At 44.5% G+C, this 17617-nt stretch carries 15 protein-coding genes and 1 pseudogene; 10 read left to right on the forward strand and 6 right to left on the reverse strand.

Going from position 1 to position 17617, the window contains the following annotated elements; translation table 11 throughout:
* Window positions 1–2: 2 nt before the first annotated feature.
* On the forward strand, window positions 3–461 hold the full coding sequence (locus B3Q63_RS05490; protein WP_296174635.1) for a hypothetical protein: 459 nt from the start codon (window positions 3–5) through the stop codon (window positions 459–461).
* A gap of 111 nt (window positions 462–572) precedes the next feature.
* Here B3Q63_RS05490 and acnA read toward each other — a convergent pair whose 3' ends face one another.
* Both acnA and B3Q63_RS05500 read right to left on the reverse strand, forming a co-directional pair.
* Complete coding sequence (gene acnA / locus B3Q63_RS05495) at window positions 573–3380, reverse strand: aconitate hydratase AcnA (protein ID WP_296174638.1); 2808 nt, start codon at window positions 3378–3380, stop codon at window positions 573–575.
* Between the two features lie 443 nt (window positions 3381–3823).
* The gene (locus tag B3Q63_RS05500) at window positions 3824–4837 is read right to left on the reverse strand and encodes a DUF3025 domain-containing protein (protein ID WP_296174641.1); all 1014 of its coding nucleotides are present in this window, start codon (window positions 4835–4837) and stop codon (window positions 3824–3826) included.
* Window positions 4838–4951: 114 nt separating this feature from the next.
* On the opposite strand from B3Q63_RS05500, the gene B3Q63_RS05505 reads away from it, so the two are divergent.
* A complete protein-coding gene (locus tag B3Q63_RS05505) occupies window positions 4952–5668 on the forward strand; it encodes a metal-dependent hydrolase (RefSeq protein ID WP_296174642.1) in 717 nt (238 codons plus the stop codon).
* Between the two features lie 44 nt (window positions 5669–5712).
* Entirely contained in the window at window positions 5713–6288 is a 576-nt protein-coding gene (locus B3Q63_RS05510; protein ID WP_296174643.1) for a YchJ family protein, read from the forward strand.
* Between the two features lie 23 nt (window positions 6289–6311).
* On the opposite strand, the gene B3Q63_RS05515 is transcribed toward B3Q63_RS05510, so the two are convergent.
* From B3Q63_RS05515 to B3Q63_RS05525, 3 genes are read right to left on the reverse strand one after another with little or no spacing between them, the layout of a single operon-like run.
* Window positions 6312–7220 carry a class II glutamine amidotransferase gene (locus B3Q63_RS05515; protein WP_296174645.1) on the reverse strand — a complete coding sequence of 303 codons (909 nt, stop codon included), beginning with the start codon at window positions 7218–7220 and terminating at the stop codon, window positions 6312–6314.
* Entirely contained in the window at window positions 7221–7529 is a 309-nt protein-coding gene (locus B3Q63_RS05520; protein WP_227514998.1) for a hypothetical protein, read from the reverse strand.
* Between the two features lie 49 nt (window positions 7530–7578).
* The gene (locus B3Q63_RS05525; RefSeq protein WP_296174652.1) at window positions 7579–8766 is read right to left on the reverse strand and encodes a homoserine kinase; all 1188 of its coding nucleotides are present in this window, start codon (window positions 8764–8766) and stop codon (window positions 7579–7581) included.
* Window positions 8767–8946: 180 nt separating this feature from the next.
* Between B3Q63_RS05525 and hisF the strand changes: the two genes are divergently transcribed.
* The 7 genes from hisF to glmS all read left to right on the forward strand — a co-directional run bounded on the left by hisF (window position 8947) and on the right by glmS (window position 17373).
* Entirely contained in the window at window positions 8947–9729 is a 783-nt protein-coding gene (gene hisF / locus B3Q63_RS05530) for an imidazole glycerol phosphate synthase subunit HisF (RefSeq protein ID WP_296174654.1), read from the forward strand.
* Between the two features lie 190 nt (window positions 9730–9919).
* Complete coding sequence (gene ribE, locus B3Q63_RS05535) at window positions 9920–10450, forward strand: 6,7-dimethyl-8-ribityllumazine synthase (RefSeq protein ID WP_183621061.1); 531 nt, start codon at window positions 9920–9922, stop codon at window positions 10448–10450.
* Between the two features lie 319 nt (window positions 10451–10769).
* Window positions 10770–11924, forward strand: a complete 1155-nt coding sequence (gene nusB / locus B3Q63_RS05540; protein WP_296174659.1) for a transcription antitermination factor NusB — start codon at window positions 10770–10772, stop codon at window positions 11922–11924.
* 2 nt (window positions 11925–11926) lie between these two features.
* Window positions 11927–12997 (forward strand): thiamine-phosphate kinase, encoded by a 1071-nt coding sequence (thiL, locus tag B3Q63_RS05545; protein WP_296174680.1) that lies wholly within the window; start codon window positions 11927–11929, stop codon window positions 12995–12997.
* Window positions 12998–13000: 3 nt separating this feature from the next.
* Window positions 13001–13591, forward strand: coding sequence for a phosphatidylglycerophosphatase A family protein (locus B3Q63_RS05550; protein WP_271134458.1), 591 nt, complete (start codon window positions 13001–13003; stop codon window positions 13589–13591).
* A gap of 233 nt (window positions 13592–13824) precedes the next feature.
* Window positions 13825–15207: a bifunctional UDP-N-acetylglucosamine diphosphorylase/glucosamine-1-phosphate N-acetyltransferase GlmU gene (gene glmU, locus B3Q63_RS05555; RefSeq protein ID WP_296174687.1), complete on the forward strand. Its 1383-nt coding sequence runs from the start codon at window positions 13825–13827 to the stop codon at window positions 15205–15207.
* Between the two features lie 321 nt (window positions 15208–15528).
* Window positions 15529–17373 carry a glutamine--fructose-6-phosphate transaminase (isomerizing) gene (gene glmS / locus B3Q63_RS05560; RefSeq protein ID WP_296174690.1) on the forward strand — a complete coding sequence of 615 codons (1845 nt, stop codon included), beginning with the start codon at window positions 15529–15531 and terminating at the stop codon, window positions 17371–17373.
* Window positions 17374–17524: 151 nt separating this feature from the next.
* Here the strand turns inward: glmS and B3Q63_RS05565 are convergent.
* Window positions 17525–17617, reverse strand: a pseudogene (locus B3Q63_RS05565) (sulfite exporter TauE/SafE family protein); the annotation flags it as partial.

The raw sequence follows: 17617 nt of genomic DNA on the forward strand, positions 1-17617 counted from the left end.
TAATGAATGATGATACTAAGCAAAAAATCACTTTATTATTTGAAGAGTTAGTTAATACTCCATGCTCAGAGTCAAGGCAAGTAGCAATAAAGCTTGAACTAGATAAACTGTCTCCTGACCCATTTTGGAGTGACTATATATTCTGGAGTGAGGAGTATGTAAACGAAAATGGAAATATAAATTATGAGGCGTTTTTTGATAAAATTTCTGAGTATCCAAATTCTCATGAGTATAAAACAAAGAGTCGCATTTTAGAGTTGGCTAAAAAACTTATTATTAGAGATTTCTCTGATATTAGTGAAGTTGATATAGTAAATGAAATCAATGAACTATCTCCTGATATCAGCTGGACGAACTATCTTTTTGTTGATAAAACCTGCTTAAAAAATGACGGCAGTATCGATCAAGAAAAATTCTTAAATAAAATATTTAAGGAGAGCTGGAATGAGAACTTCAGATAATGTAATGGAATAGATTTTCAGATACTTTTTCTTTTTTCTAGCCCAATAAAAAAAGCCCAATCCCCTACTTTAACTGGGACTGGGCTTTTTTATTATAAATAGAGCTAGCTATTAAGCAGCATTTTTACTCTCAGCTGCCAGTTGACGTAGCACATAGTGCAATACACCGCCGTGACGCACGTATTCGCGCTCTTTTGGCGTCTGTAGCATGACATTGACATCAAAGCTCTCAGTTGAACCATCGGCACGTGTGGCCGTAACCTTGGCGGTTTTGCTTTCGCCATTATTAAGACCTGTGATGCTAAGCACCTCAGAACCGTCTAAATTATAGGTCGCAGCATTTTCACCGTCTTTAAAGGTTAATGGTAACACACCCATACCGACTAGGTTTGAGCGGTGAATACGCTCAAATGAGCTGGTCAATACCGCTTTTACGCCGAGCAAAATCGTACCCTTCGCGGCCCAGTCACGACTAGAGCCAGAACCATATTCTGCCCCGCCAAGTACCACGAGCGGACGCTTGTCTTCTTTATACTTCATCGCCGCATCATAGATGGCCATTTCTTGACCGTCTTGTAGCGTAGCGCTATCACCATTGAAGTAATAGGTATAACCGCCTTCTTTGCCGCCCATCATGGTATTTTTGATACGGATATTGGCAAAGGTTCCGCGAGTCATGACCGCATCGTTACCACGGCGTGAGCCATAGCTGTTAAAGTCCGCTTCCATTACACCGCGCCCTTGCAAGTACTTGCCCGCAGGAGAGTCAGCATCGATATTACCAGCAGGCGAGATATGGTCAGTGGTGATTGAGTCGCCAAACAGACCTAAAATACGCGCACCGTCAATATCAGGGATACCTTCCGGTTCCATGGTCATGCCATCAAAGAACGGTGGGTTCTTAATGTAAGTAGAATCTTCACTCCATGGATACAGCTGACTATCGGCTGAGCTAATAGCGTTCCATGCAGCACTACCATCAAACACTTCACCGTAGTTTTTGCGGAACATATCAGCGTCGATATTATTAGCAATCAGCTCGTTGATCTCTTCTGACGTTGGCCAGATGTCTTTTAGGAATACATCGTTGCCTTCTTGGTCGTGTCCGAGCGGATGGGTGGTCAAGTCAATATCAACCGTACCTGCCAGCGCATAAGCAACAACGAGCGGCGGTGACGCCAAATAACTGGCTTTCACATGCGAGTGAATACGACCTTCAAAGTTACGGTTACCTGATAGTACAGCTGCGGCAACCAAATCGCCTTCTTCGATAGCCTCTTCAATCGCCCCTAATAGCGGACCTGAGTTACCGATACAAGTGGTACAACCATAACCTACTAAATAGAAACCGATTTTCTCTAGCTCATCCATTAGCTGAGACTTTTCAAGATAATCAGTCACCACTTTTGAACCTGGTGCCAGTGAAGTCTTAACCCATGGCTTAGCCGTTAGACCTTTTGCCGCTGCTTTTTTGGCGACCAAACCTGCACCAATCATGACTGCTGGGTTTGAGGTATTGGTACAAGAAGTAATCGCCGCGATAACGACAGAGCCATCACGCAGTCTATACTCTTCATCTTCGATTTTGACCGTGCAGTAAGTACTGCCTTCAGCGCAGAAAGGATTGGGTTTTGCCGCCAGAGTTTTTGCTTGATCTTGCTTACCGCCTTCTTCATCAAAGCGTACCTTAGCTTCAACTTCTTTTTTACGGTCTTTGGTCATCGCCGTTAAGGTTTCACCAAATTTTTCATGCATATCAGATAGATTGATACGCTGTTGGGGCAAGTTTGGACCGGCAAGTGCTGGCTGTACGGATGATAAATCCAACTCTAACTTACTTGAGTAAGTCGCTGCTGGCGTATCGGCGTCGTGCCATAAGCCTTGGGCTTTGGCATATTTTTCAACCAGCTCAATCTGGCTTTCTTCACGACCTGACAGACGTAGATAATCAATCGCCATTTGGTCAATCGGGAAAATACCACAAGTCGCGCCATACTCTGGTGCCATGTTGGCAATGGTTGCACGATCAGCAAGTGGCATACTGTGTAGACCTTCGCCGTAAAATTCGACGAACTTACCAACCACGCCATGCGCACGTAGCATTTCAACCACACGTAATACCAAATCCGTCGCGGTGACGCCTTCGGTTAATTTACCCGTCAGCTCAAAGCCAACGACTTGTGGAATCAGCATCGATGATGGTTGACCAAGCATTGCGGCTTCCGCTTCAATACCGCCAACACCCCAACCAAGGACGCCAATACCATTAATCATCGTGGTATGGCTGTCCGTACCAAACACGGTATCAGGATACGCAGTCAGCTCACCGTCAACATCAGCAGCCATTACCACGCGGGCTAGATATTCAAGGTTAACCTGATGCACAATACCCGTTGCTGGTGGCACGACGACAAAGTTTTTAAAGGCATTTTTGCCCCAATGTAAAAACTCATAACGTTCATTGTTACGTTTAAACTCAATTTTCTCGTTTAAATCAAGTGCATCTTCGCGGCCATAGGCATCGACCTGTACAGAGTGGTCAACGACCAATTCACTTGGGATAAACGGGTTAATTTGCTCAGCGTTACCGCCAAGCTCAACGACTGCATCACGCATGGCTGCCAAATCGACCACCGATGGTACACCGGTAAAATCTTGCAGGACAACACGCGCTGGCATAAAGGCAATTTCTTTTGACGCTTCTGCACCGGCGTCCCAATTGGCAACCGCTTCGATGTGATTTTTACCGACAGATTGACCATCATCTTCATTACGTAATAGGTTTTCTAAGACGATTTTCATACAAAATGGCAGCTTACTGATGTTCTCGTAAGTGTTGGTCAGCTTTGGCAGGCTGTAATAAGCATGCTCCTTGCCATCGACCGAAATGGTGTCTTTTACATTAAAAATATCACTCATGGTAGCTTCCTTATCGTTGTTATAGATCCTGAACATAAATGACTCTTGAACTAATATGACTATCAATCAATAAGCATTTATGCTGATAACTGGTGGCTAAATAGATGGTGGTTTAGTTGTTCTTAAATTAAATGGCTTTGTTAAATTGAATGGCTATACTTAGTTTCTAACAAGCGCTAAATGTTTCACAATAGCTAAGTGCCCTAGCCAAAGGTGCTTTTACTCTAACAAACCCTGTGTTAATAACGGTTTTACTAATACAGCGACGTTAACAAAAGCTATAAGTATCTGTTTAGCGTTTAACAGTAACGCCCTTTTACCATAACAAATAACCCGCCCTTTGTTAACGTCTAGATGGTGTTGAATCGTGGCACAATCGTAAACGCGGCAATGCTTTAGCGGTTAAGGTTTAACAGTTAACTGGCAAGGTATGAACTTATCTTTTATTTTTGACGGCGACGACCGCTCCGAAAGACTTGGCTGTCATCATAAAAGCTCGAATGGGCATTTTCTGCCCAAAAATGCGGCACACCCAAAATGGGCAATGGAGACAGTTTGCGCGGTGTCACATCCGGCTGTGATAATAACGCGTCCATATAATCAGCCATTTTCTCATCTAAATGACTAATGCGCTCAGATAGCGATAAGGCAAAAAAATCTTGCGTGACATTTATCACGATACTATGGGCGCATAATGCCTTGCGCGGCTGAAGTAGCTTCTCTAATAATGCATGACCAAAAATATAAACCGCAGCTTGAGAGTCGCTATTTAGCGCTTGTGGTTTATCCCACTTGTCACGCGGTGCTACCAAACTTTCCTGCCAATCAAAATCAACCAATGCCTTACCGATACTTGCATCAGCGGTGACTAATATTGCGCCATTTTCATCAAATACGGTAATGGTATCGCGGACACGCCCGCGACTGGCACCAATACCTTGTTGATTGATTTCAAGCATATGATAATAATTCAGCAGGGCTTTGGTCTTGGGAAAGGTTAGCCAAATGCTACCGTTAAATAAATCATGCAAGTTATCGCGGGTGGGAATATTACCGGTCGTGCCGATAAAACTCTCGTACGCCTCGCCTTCTGGCAAGGCATTTTGCGAGACAAATTGTAAGGTTTGGGCTTGATTGTTTAGTACAGGTTTGGTTTGCGGTAATGGCTGTTGTAAATCATCAGCCTGTTGCTGCAACGATGTATTCAAAACCTTGGCGATAATATCAGGTATGTTTTCGAGTTTATCTGTCTGAGCAGAATTATCTCTTAAAGAGCTAAGCTTTGTGATGGCTTTACTTATATAGCCTAACTGATTTAAGTGACAGAGCCATGGCGCTTGCCAGTCAATAGCAGCAAAGCTGTCATCAAGCTGACTATCGCATGCAGACGGGTCATTAATAGAAGCGTCAGAAGAAGCAGTTGGATAAGGCTTAGCAGGTAAATCAGTAGCGGTCATATTGACTATCTCTATTAGACGACTGGCGTGACTATGGTATCATGGAGCGCTTTTTTACGGCTAGACAAGCCGCTCGAAATACTGTTTTCGCGTGCTATTTATTGATGAGTTTTTATGGCAAATTTTAACACCCACTTAAATGTTGCATTCATGGTCAGTGGTACGATGAGTCTAACGGTTTATAAAGCCGGATTGATTGATGATTCAGGGTTTTTGATGTGCGTGGCACTCGGTACCATCGGTGGGTTGCTGCCTGACTTGGATTCAGATAATTCAACGCCAATTAAGCTTGGTTTTAATATTACCTCGTTTATTTTTGCCTTTGGTCTGGTGATGCATTGGCGTAGTGAGCTGAGTTTACTGGCGCTGATAGCGTTATGGCTGGCCGGCTACGGCTTTATGCGTTATGTGGTGTTTTCGATTTTTACCAATATGACCGTGCATCGCGGTGTCATTCATTCGGTGCCCTATATGGCGATAATGGGGCTTGGAATGACCTATGTCAGCTACGATATTTTAAACTTACCGTTGACGGTTAGCTGGTTTTACGGCTTGTTTTTATTCGGCGGCGCGATGGTACATTTGGCATTGGATGAGCTATATAGTGTGAATTTATCCAATATGAAAATGAAGCGCTCATCGGGTACAGCGATGAAGTTCTATCAGCATAAAGACAAATGGTGGTATCTGCTACTGTACGTTATCCTTGCGCTCTTGGTGTATTTTGCGCCGCCATTTGCTGAGTTTTGGCAGCAGCTACGTGACCCCACGCCTTGGGCAAAACTTAAACTGGGGCTATGGCCAGAATTGATCAAAAACTGGCTCAATTGAAACTTATAAATCGCTAATAATATAAATAACAACTCGAGTAAATAATGCCAATTTCCCTACCAATCTGCCCTTGCCAAATCAATCCGTCATCGGATGACATTAGCGCACCGTTACTTTATCAAGATTGCTGTCAGCCTTATCATGACGGTCTTTTAAATAACGAAGCTGATAAAATTGACGGTGCAAAGCCAGACTCTGCTGAACGATTGATGCGCACGCGTTATAGTGCCTTTGTCTTGATTAAACCAGAATACATCGTCAAGACTACGCTACCCGCGCAGCAAAATTTACTAGGTATTCAGGCTATTGAGTCTTGGGCAAAAGAAACGGTTTGGGCAGGATTGGAAATCGTTACGCACACGCCAAAGCTAGGTAAGCGTCATGCACAAGTTGAGTTTAAGGCTTACTTTAATATCTCTGATAATACAGCTGATAGTTTAGAAGAAAAAAGGCAGGCGCATTATGAATTGTCTGCCTTTGTAAAAGTAACAGACAAAGCGAACAATGATGCGCGTTGGTATTTCCTCGACCCAACAGTAGAAATGACTGTCACCCAAAAACAGCCCTGTATTTGTGGCTCAGGTGAGAAGTTTAAGCGTTGTTGTGGAATGTATATTTAATTAACATAAAATATTCGCTAACCCTAAACACTCGCTCCAACCGCGCGTGCTACCGCAATTCCTTCCTCAACGGTCAAAAACTTACGCTGACTTGGGCTGTCTTTATAAATGACGTCACCATCTTGGAATATTAAGCATTCATTGACCGCCAACTGTTGCCATTTTTCATTTTCAGTCAATGGCACAGTAACTAGAATCGTAACTTTATCGGTGTCTGTGGTCACATCGCTAAAGTTAATGGCCAAATCGTCATCTGCTAATTTTGCTTCACCAAATGGCGCTTTTCGCGTGAGATAAAACAGTAAGCTGCCAGCATAAGCCAATTGCCATCTGCCATTTGATATCAGGCAATTAAACAAACCGTTGGCAGAAAGGTAGCGACATTGGGTGGTCAAAAAATTAAACAGCGTTTGATCATCTGGGCGAGTTTTAAAGCTGCTTTTTAGGCGATTGACCAAATAGCAAAACGCCATTTCAGAATCGGTATTGCCGACTGGCTGGCAATGTGAGGCATTGCCATTGTCTTGCAGGCGCTGACAGCGTTTAATAAATTCGCTATTCATCTGCCCGTTATGGGCAAATACCCACTGCTCGCCCCACACTTCGCGGACGAAAGGATGGGTATTGGCCAAACAATTCTGTCCTTGAGTTGCTTTACGGATATGGGCAATGACGTTCATCGCTTTAATCGGATAATTATTCACCAAGTCGGCAACGGGTGATAAATGGCTTGGGCGATTGTCATGAAACAGTCGCAAACCAGTCGAAGCATTGGCGGTTTTATCATTATTGGCGCATTCACTGCGCTCAAAAAACGCAATGCCAAAGCCATCTTCATGACTGTCGGTCATGCCGCCACGACGGCGAAACCCTGCAAAGCTAAAACCAATATCGGTTGGGGTATTACAGTTCATTCCTAAGAGTTGACACATTTATACTTCACCGCCGTTGTTGTCTTTTGCAGAATTTAAAGGAGGGTTTAGAGTAGCTTCTGATACTTCATCAAACATCTCATAAGGCGTGGCCCCATCGGTGTCAATATTCGCCAAAATACGCTGTGCATGCGCCAAATCCGTATCTTGTATCCACAGCACAATCCCAGAATTCATACCGGGCATGGCACTCAGCGGTTGCAGAGACACCGTAATGCCATTATTTCGTAGCAGATTGGCATGCAGCTCGCCTTGCATATTGGTATCGTAGCGCGCCAGTTTGTGCCAGTTATCAACTTGATCGGTCATGGGATCCGCCTTTATGGTTTTGATACAGGAATGGTCGAACAATAACAATCTATGCCAATTGGTCGAGCGTATATTCTTTGATTGCAAAATCACTGCTATTACTTAATTTATCACGTGCTTGCTCAGCTTGGGTGATATTGCTAAAAATACCGATTATCTGAGTGTTTTTTTGCGCCGCTGATTGATTATCTAACAATACAAAGACCGTATTTTGCGCTTTTTCAACATGTGACCAATGATAAGCAGCAAGGCGTTTCATCAGGTCAGGGTTTTTGACCATGATATTATCGCCAGTACGCCCTTCGGTACGGTTATAGTGGATAACGTTCAAACGCAATAGCCAAAAAATCACCGCCGCTTTGGCGAGCATCACTGGTAAGGCACGTTTTTCATCTTCGCCAAGCGCACGTTTTGACTCATAGCCTTGCAAAAAAGCCGCCATTTTACTGCGGTCAAAATTGACGGTTTCGCCCTGCTCGGCATCGCCCCAGGTGGTACAAAAATCATTAATTGTAATGGCAATATCCATCACATAATGCTCGACGCTGACTTCGGTAAAGTCTAACAATCCCGTTAAACGCGCTGCGCCTTTTTGGCTATTATTTAACGATAAGTCCCATAAGGTATTATCAGCGAACATGTCTAAATGGCATAAGCCTTTTGGTAAAGTCGCAAGCGGCAAATCTGAGTAAGCGCGCCAAATATCGCTCATGAGCTTGGCTTCGTCACCGGGCATAAACTGCATTTCACGGTCGCGTACTTCCGCCCATGGGTATAAAGGCACGCCATATTCTTCCGCAGGTTGCAGTGCTTGTAAGGTCTCATGCAGCATGGCTAAAGCGGCGCCAATTTCGTGACACATCGCTTGCGTGGTTTGCTGTGGATGCGCGCCAGCCAAACAAGGCACTAGCGTAATCGCTTTATTGTCATAATGAATGACATAGCATTTTTCTGCGCTATCAGCGCCTAAATCAAGCAATGCTAACGGCGCGGCTACGGGCAATTTACCATCCAATTGATTGAGGATAATCGCCATTTTTTCGATGTCTTCTGGTGGACGCTCTTCAAATAAAGTAAATACATAAGAGTGCGCGCCATCTACATCATCAGTCGTCTGAATAAACCAGTTAGAGTTTTTGATACCTTGGGTAATCGGAATGGCACGCGCAAATGACACGCCAAAACGCTGGCAAAAAGCGGCAAACTGATCATCGGTTAACTGGGTATAGACGGACATGACATCTCACTTATGGCAATGGAATAAGAAGGTAAATGGCTACGGTAATGACAGTGATTGTACCGCGCATGAGCAAATTTTGGTTAAAAGCATAATAATCTTGCGAAAAGCTGCCTGATATGGCGGCGATTTTGCTAGACTAGCGCTTACGGATAAATTGATTATAAGGTGAAAGACCCTATGTTAGCAAAGCGTATCATCCCTTGTTTGGATGTTGATAATGGTCGTGTGGTCAAAGGCGTGCAATTTGTCGATATCAAAGACGCCGGCGACCCCGTTGAAGTCGCCAAGCTCTATAACGAGCAAGGTGCCGACGAGATTACTTTTTTAGACATTACGGCGACCAATGATGAGCGCGATACCACTTATCATACCGTTGAGCGTATGGCAGAAACCGTGTTTGTACCGCTCACAGTTGGCGGCGGTGTGCGTAAGATTGCTGATATCCGCAACTTACTCAATGCAGGTGCCGATAAAGTGGCGATTAACTCTGCGGCGGTATTTACCCCTGAGTTCGTCGGTGAAGCGGCGCAGAAATTTGGTAATCAATGTATTGTTGTGGCTATCGATGCAAAACGCGTTGCAGATATCACGGTTGATGGTGTTATTGTGCCGCGTTGGGAGATTTTCACCCACGGTGGTCGTAAGCCAACCGGCATTGATGCCGTTGCTTGGGCAAGTAAAATGAGCGATCTTGGCGCTGGTGAATTATTGGTCACCTCAATGGATGGTGACGGCACCAAAAAAGGCTATGATTTGGCTTTAATGAAGCAGATTACCAGCCGCGTTAATGTGCCTGTTATTGCTTCAGGCGGCGTTGGCAATTTAGAACATTTAGCCGAAGGCGTATTAGAAGGCGGCGTTGATGCCGTCCTTGCTGCCAGTATTTTCCACTTTGGTGAATATACCGTGCAAGAAGCCAAAGAATATATGGCAGCACAAGGCATAGCAATGCGCTTATAACGCCTTGGTAAAATACAAATGCAACGGTAAAAAATGTTATCATAGCGCTAACTACTTATTATCATTTGATTTTCGTTCATTTAATGGCTTATTTAACGGATAATTAACCGCTTAAACACACTATTTGAACCCAGCGTTATATTTAGACTCCTATATTTTATTAAAAGCCCATTCAGCAAAGGATATTTTTATGTCGAATTTACAACAGCAGCGCAATGATGTGACCCATATCGATGGTAATTTACATCAAAATGAAGATGCGCGTATCGGTATCGTCGTTGGTCGTTTTAACGGTTTTGTCGTTGAATCATTGGTAGATGGCGCAATCGATGCGCTACTACGTCATGGCGTTTTGGGTAGCAATATTACCGTGATTCGCGTACCGGGTGCCTTTGAGTTGCCATTGGTTGCCCAGCGCGCTGCTGAATCTGACCGCTTTGACGCTATCATTGCGTTAGGCGCGATTATCCGTGGTAGCACGCCGCATTTTGATTTTGTCGCCAGCGAATCTGCCAAAGGTTTAAGCAGTGTTGCTATCGATTATAATATCCCTGTTGCCAATGGCGTATTGACCACTGACAGCATCGAGCAAGCGATTGAGCGTTCTGGCACCAAAGCCGGTAATAAAGGCTCAGAAGCTGCGATGGTGGTGTTAGAGATGATTGCGGTATTATCACAATTAGATATTGATGATGACTATGATAGTAGCGACAATGCTTAGATAGACAATGCTTAGATAATAGTGACGATGCTTAAGGGTGACGCTTAATTAAACCGTCATTTTATAGAGCGTTTTTGCTTATTTAAGCAGCTTAATGGGCACTGTGGTTTTTATAAGCTATTGTTTGTTATAAATAGCCACAGTGTCACTGCTACAAAGAACAGTGCTCTAAAAAACATTGTAAACGGCGCTAACAAGCACCGCTGCAACACTCGACTGTCATAGCTGTCAGCCGATTACTATTTAACCTATTTTATGCTATTGCTTATCCCATAGTTGCTTATCACATATTTGTTTAAAACCTAGGTACAAACCCCTTATGACTGACCAACTCAAGCGCGCTATTAGCGCTGCGCAAACCGCACAACTCACTGATGGACAAGCTGAAGCGACGCGTATCGCAAGCAGTAGTGCGGGCGATCAAACCTTCGATATGAGTGAAACCACTTATAAGACCAGCCACACCGCGGTGCGCAAGGCTCGTCGCTTTGCTATGCAAGGTCTATACGAATGGCTCGTCACTGACCGCCGTTTTGATATCGATGGCAAGCTTGGCTGGAAAGCCAATGCCCCGCATGATATCGCTGCCCGTACCCGTGCGACCAATGCCATGCATACCGTACATATCGGCTACTATCATGAAATGATGCGCGATATTCCAGAGCAAATTGACGCCCTTGATGCGCTAATCAGTCAGCATCTTGATCGTGAAATCGATAAGCTTGATACCGTCGAGCACGCCATTTTATTAATTGGTGCTTATGAGCTACAAAACCGCTTAGAGATTCCGTATAAAGTCGTGCTTGATGAGGCGATGAAGCTGAATAATCATTTTGGCGCTACGGATGCGCATAAACTGATTAATGCCGTCCTTGATAAAATGGCGGTTGAATTGCGTGTGCTTGAAGTAGACGCAGATAGCAAAGCCAATCTACGCACGTCACAAAAAGCGACGACTCAATCTAAGACTAAGCAGTCTGAAGCTCAATCTGCGAATGTTGAAGAAACTAGTGAAAGCACTGCTGAATCTGATCTCGACAGTACATCAACTGCTTCAAACAAACCGCGTATCAGTGCCAATAATGCCAGTGTTAAACGCAATAGCGCCAGTAAAGCATTAGCAAATATCATTGATTATAAGATAAGTAAGCAAAACGAAGCGGCAAAAGATGTCGTTGTTGCCGATCCTATTGTTAATCAACAGCTTGTCGAAGAAAATCCTGTCGCAGAAAGCACGTCGGCTGATAATATTAATGTCAGTGACGAGGGCAGTAATGCAGATAGTAGCGCAGATGGCAATGAAGCCAGCAACGAGAACAGTAGTGCCGCCGATATTGCCCTACACGACTCTAATATCGTTAGCGCTGACTCAGAAGAAGCCGCAGATAGCAGCTCGTTAGATAATACTGAGTTAGACGATACTGAGCTAGATAATACTACGTCAGATGATGCTGATACAAAAAGTAAAGACTAGTCATGAATGAGTTTGAGCTGATTGAGCGTATATTTTCCCAAATGCAAGCGGCGCCGTCATCGTCCAGCACTGTCGATAAAGTCAATGTCGATAAAGTCAATGTTGATAAAGGCGGTGTCGAAAAGGGCATTGGTGATGATGCCGCGGTCATGGGCTTGCCGGCAGGCGCACGCTTGGTTAGCTGTATTGATACGCTCGTTCAAGGGCGTCACTTTAGCGCTGATTGGGAGCAAGTGAATAAGCTCGCCTTTGCCATCGGTTATAAAGCTGTCGCAGTCAACGTCTCCGACATTGCCGCGATGGGCGCAACGCCGCATAGTATTTTATTGGCATTAGCCTTACCTGAGCGTTTGGCGAATGAGCAATGGCTGACTGAGTTTGCCAAAGGTTTATTTCACGCCTGCCAGCTATTTGGTGTGACGCTTATTGGCGGTGATACCACGCGCAGTGATAGCTTGATACTCAGTGTCAGCGCGCAAGGATTACTTGCTGCAAGCACGCCAGCTGTGTACCGCTCAGGCGCACAAGTTGGCGATAAAATTTATGTCTCAGGCACGCTTGGCGATGCCGCTTATGCGCTCCAGCATCCTGATAATGCTCAGGGCGTAGAGCTTGCCCATCGATTGCATATGCCAACGCCGCGTATTGCCTTAGGTGCAGCATTGGCGAAACTTGGTGCAACTTCAATGATAGATATCTCTGATGGTCTGTATCAAGACCTTGGGCATATCTGTGGGCAAAGTAAGGTTGGTATGCGCATTCATCTTGAGCAGCTACCTACCAGTAAAGCATTGGCTAGCAGCGAGTTAACTGAGCGCTTATTATGTCAGCTGGCGGGCGGTGATGATTATGAGCTAGCTTTTACCTTGCCTGCCCATATCGAGCCACCGATTGATAATAAAAGCAACACGCCTGTTACCTGTATCGGTGAAGTGATAGCCGTAAACGACACAAATGCTGCTAAAAATGTACAACCAGAGATTTTTTATCAAGGACAGCCAGTCACACCGGCTCATCCTGCCCCCTTTTCTACTTGGCCCAATCTGACGGGTTATCAACATTTTGCAGGTTAGCCCATGATTGATCACAACCTATCTAAGCCTGATATCCGTAAAGCCAATGATTGCCCGCCGCTACCCGCCAATGCGAGTCTGCCTGACCGTTTGGTTTATTGGCTTGGTATTGGTCTAGGAAGTGGTCTGCCCCGCCGTGCACCCGGCACTTGGGGCACGGTTGGCGGTTTAATCGTTGCGATACCATTATTAAGCTTAGGGTTCGTGCCGTTTTTGATTATTACCATTTTAGCTTGTTTGCTTGGTAATTCTATATGCGGTCGTACCTCAGAGCTGATGGGCGGTCATGACAACCCGCACATTGTTTGGGATGAATGGGCTGGTATGTGGCTTACCCTACTGCCGCTGTCTTATATGGGTATCGCCAACGGAAATTTCTGGCAAAATATCACTCAACCCTCTTCTATTGTTGCCATTATTATCGCCTTTATATTATTCCGCTTTTTTGACATTATTAAACCACCACCGATTGGCTGGGCAGATAAAAAAGTCGCAGGCGGTCTAGGTATTATGCTCGATGATATTATCGCCGGTATTATGGCAGCAGCTGTTTGGGTGATTATTTATACCACTATTCTTCAATTAACCAATTAGCCACGCTGTTAAATCTTATTTTCTTTGATAATCCATCGTTGTTTATGGCCCATGGTCTTTTTTGACTTGCCCGTTTTTTTAGTGCGGCATTTTTGACGCTAGCCAATTGCTAAGTAATTTATAACCTCACTCCAAGCAATAGAGGTTACAAAGATGTCACGACATAGCATTTTGGTTAAATGACGATTTACGCTATAATTCAAACTTATATTTTGTTACATTTGTAGGCTATTATGACATCTCCTCTTTCGGTAATTATCCTCGCGGCGGGCAAAGGCACGCGTATGCAGTCGGCCAAGCCAAAAGTGCTGCAGACACTGGCTGGCAAGTCGTTACTGGGTCATGTCCTTGATACCTGTCATCAATTAACCGTTGATGACACCATCATCGTTCATGGTTTTGGTGGCGAGCAAGTCCAAGCAGATATTAATGAGCAATATGCGCATCTGCCTATTACTTGGGTTGCCCAAACTGAGCAGTTAGGGACAGGACATGCGGTAAAAGTGACGCTGTCTGATTTACCAAAAGAAGGGCAAAGTCTGATTCTCTATGGTGATGTGCCATTGGTCAGCTGCCAGACGTTAACGGCATTAAAATCTGCCAATACTAACGGTATGTCGATGTTGACGCTGACAGTAGACAATCCTTTTGGCCTCGGTCGTATCAAACGTGATGAAGACGGCAATATCGCAGCCATCGTCGAGCAAAAAGATGCCAGCGCCGATGAGCAAAAAATTCAAGAGATTAATAGCGGTATTTACTGCGTTGATAACGCGTTATTGCATAAATATCTGCCAAAGCTGTCTAATGACAATGCGCAGCAAGAATACTATCTGACGGATATCGTTAAAATGGCGGTCGCTGAAGGCATTAATATCGTTGCGATTGAGCCTGAGCATACCTTTGAGATTGAAGGCGTCAATAACCGCCAACAGCTTGCCAGCTTAGAGCGCACGTGGCAGGGCAAACTGGTTGCAGACCTGCAAGAAGCTGGTGTACAGTTTGCTGACCCGAGTCGCGTTGATATTCGTGGCACCTTAACTGCCGGTCAAGATGTGTTTGTTGATGTTGGCGTGGTGTTTGAGGGCGATTGTGTCTTAGGCGATAACGTTTATATCGAAGCAGGCTGTGTGATTAAAAACGCCCGTATTGGCAACGCCTGTCATATCAAACCTTACTGCGTGATTGATCGCGCTGAGATTGGTGCTGGCGTTGATATTGGTCCTTTTGCCCATCTGCGTCCTGAAACGGTATTGGCTGACAATAGTAAAGTTGGTAATTTCGTCGAAATTAAAAAATCGACTATCGGTCATGGCAGTAAGGTTAATCACTTAAGCTACGTTGGTGATGCAACGGTCGGCACCGATGTCAATATCGGCGCGGGTGTCATTACCTGTAATTACGACGGTGCAAACAAATCACAAACCATTATCGAAGACAATGCGTTTATCGGCTCTAATGCCAGTTTGGTTGCGCCCGTAACCATTGGTGATACCGCTACGGTTGCCGCAGGCTCCGTGATTACTAAAAATGTCGATAGCAAAGCATTAGCCTTTGGTCGGGCACGCCAAACCCAGAAAGATGACTTTCAGCGTCCGACTAAAAAATCAAAATAGTAGCCGTCAGTCAAAAGCACGTTGAAAACTGTTCATTTAGACACTATTTAATTTAGACACTATTTAATTTAGACACCATTTAATTTAGACACCATTTAATTTAGATACCATTTAATTTAGATACCATTTAATTTAAACAATAATAAGCAGCATGACAATCTTTGTGATGCTGCTTCCTTATATTTATAGCGTCAGGATTGTTAGCGCAAAAGCCGTGCACTGACCTAATATAAAGCTCTATTATTTGATAACTGAATATAATCGTAAAACATCTAAGCATTGAACAATCAAAACATGAAACATCGAATTTAAGGAATAGTTATGTGTGGAATCGTTGGAGCAGTAGCTGAGCGTAATATCGCCAATATCTTACTTGAGGGTCTTAAGCGCCTAGAATACCGTGGTTATGATTCCGCTGGTTTGGTTGTCATTCGTAATGGCGAGCTCCATCGCGAGCGTCAAGTGGGTAAAGTGCAAGAGCTGGTCGATGCCATCGCAGTCAATCCTGAATTTTTCAATGGTCATATTGGTATTGCGCATACGCGTTGGGCGACGCATGGCGAACCTGCTCAACGTAACGCCCACCCGCACGTATCAGGTAAAATCGCTGTCGTCCACAACGGTATCGTTGAAAACTATGCCGAGCTAAAAGAAGAGCTGATTGCTAAAGGCTACGAGTTTACCTCGCAAACGGATACCGAAGTTGTCGCCCATTTAATCAATGACATCTACAAAACAACGCCTGATTTATTAGAAGCGGTGCGCGCCGTTATTCCTTTATTACATGGCGCTTTTGCCCTTGGTATTGTACATATCGATTGCCCAGAAGAGCTGATTACCGTCCGCTTGGGTTCGCCTTTGGTCATCGGTGTGGGTATCGGCGAGAACTTTATCGCCTCTGACCAATTAGCCCTATTACCGGTCACCAATCGCTTTATGTATCTAGAAGAAGGCGATATCGCCAAATTGACGCGTAGTAGCATTCAGGTTTATGCCGATGGTGTCGAAGTAAAGCGTGAGATACATGAAATTGACGCCGCGCAGCATAATGCCGATAAAGGTGAGTTTAAGCATTATATGCTCAAAGAAATCTACGAGCAGCCAGATGCTGTCAGAAGAACCGTCGAGATGGCAGTTGATAACGGTACAACCGCTAAATTACGCGATGATTTTTTACAGCGTCATGAAGCGCAATTAAAAGGTATTAAACACGTCCAAGTCATCGCTTGTGGTACCAGTTATCACTCAGGTTTGGTCGCTAAATATTGGTTTGAGAGCCTGATTCGTGTGCCGTGTTCGGTTGAGGTTGCTAGTGAATTCCGCTACCGCAATCCAGTTGTCGTCGATAACACACTAGTGATTTGTATTTCGCAATCTGGTGAAACCGCAGACACCTTATCGGCGCTACGTGATATTCAAAAGCATACACCAACAGGTCTAGTCAGCTTAGCCTTATGTAATGTACCGACATCGTCTTTGGTACGTGAGACGGATATCTTTTTACCCACGCTTGCAGGCCCCGAAATTGGCGTTGCTTCTACCAAAGCCTTTACCACTCAGCTTGCCGCTTTGATGTTACTCGTCTTAAAAGTAGGTATCGTACAAGAGCGTATGACTGGCGAAAACCTAACGACCTTACTAGGTCAATTGCAACAATTACCCGGTCAACTACATGCCAGCTTAAACCTTGATGCACCTATCAAAGTCATGAGTGAGCATTTTGAATATAAGAAAAGCTGCTTGTTCTTAGGTCGTGGCTTACAGTTCCCAATCGCCTTAGAAGGGGCGCTAAAGCTGAAAGAAATCTCGTATATTCACGCCGAAGGCTACGCAGCAGGCGAGCTAAAACACGGCCCATTGGCATTGGTTGATAAAGACATGCCTATCGTGGTGTTGGCACCCAAAGACAGTATGTTTGATAAGCTAAAAGCCAACATGCAAGAGGTACACGCGCGCCACGGTGAGCTGTTTGTATTTGCCAGTGAAGAAAGCAAGATGGTTGCAGAAGATAGAATGCACGTGGTTTATGTGCCTGATGTGTGCGAGACGCTTGCCCCTATCGTCTATAGCGTGCCGGTGCAGCTGTTGTCTTATCATGTGGCGGTGATGCGCGGTACAGATGTCGATCAACCTCGCAACCTCGCAAAATCAGTAACAGTCGAATAATGTTTACTAATTAGCTGATATCTGTGTGAGCGAGTAATAAAGATTCATACTAAGTAATAAAGTATCATACTAAGTAATAAAGTATCCTCCTATTGACTCAACTATTAGTCCTTGCTGCTGTTTAACACCGCAGTGAGGGCTTTTTTTATGCTCAAACTAACCCTTTAAAAAGGAAATAACATCCCACCACGGTTAATAATACCGCAAAGCATTTCTTTAAAAGCTCTGGTGATAGTATATGGGC

The sequence above is a fragment of the Psychrobacter sp. UBA2769 genome (genome assembly GCF_002352555.1).
GTDB classification, from domain to species: Bacteria; Pseudomonadota; Gammaproteobacteria; order Pseudomonadales; family Moraxellaceae; genus Psychrobacter; species Psychrobacter maritimus.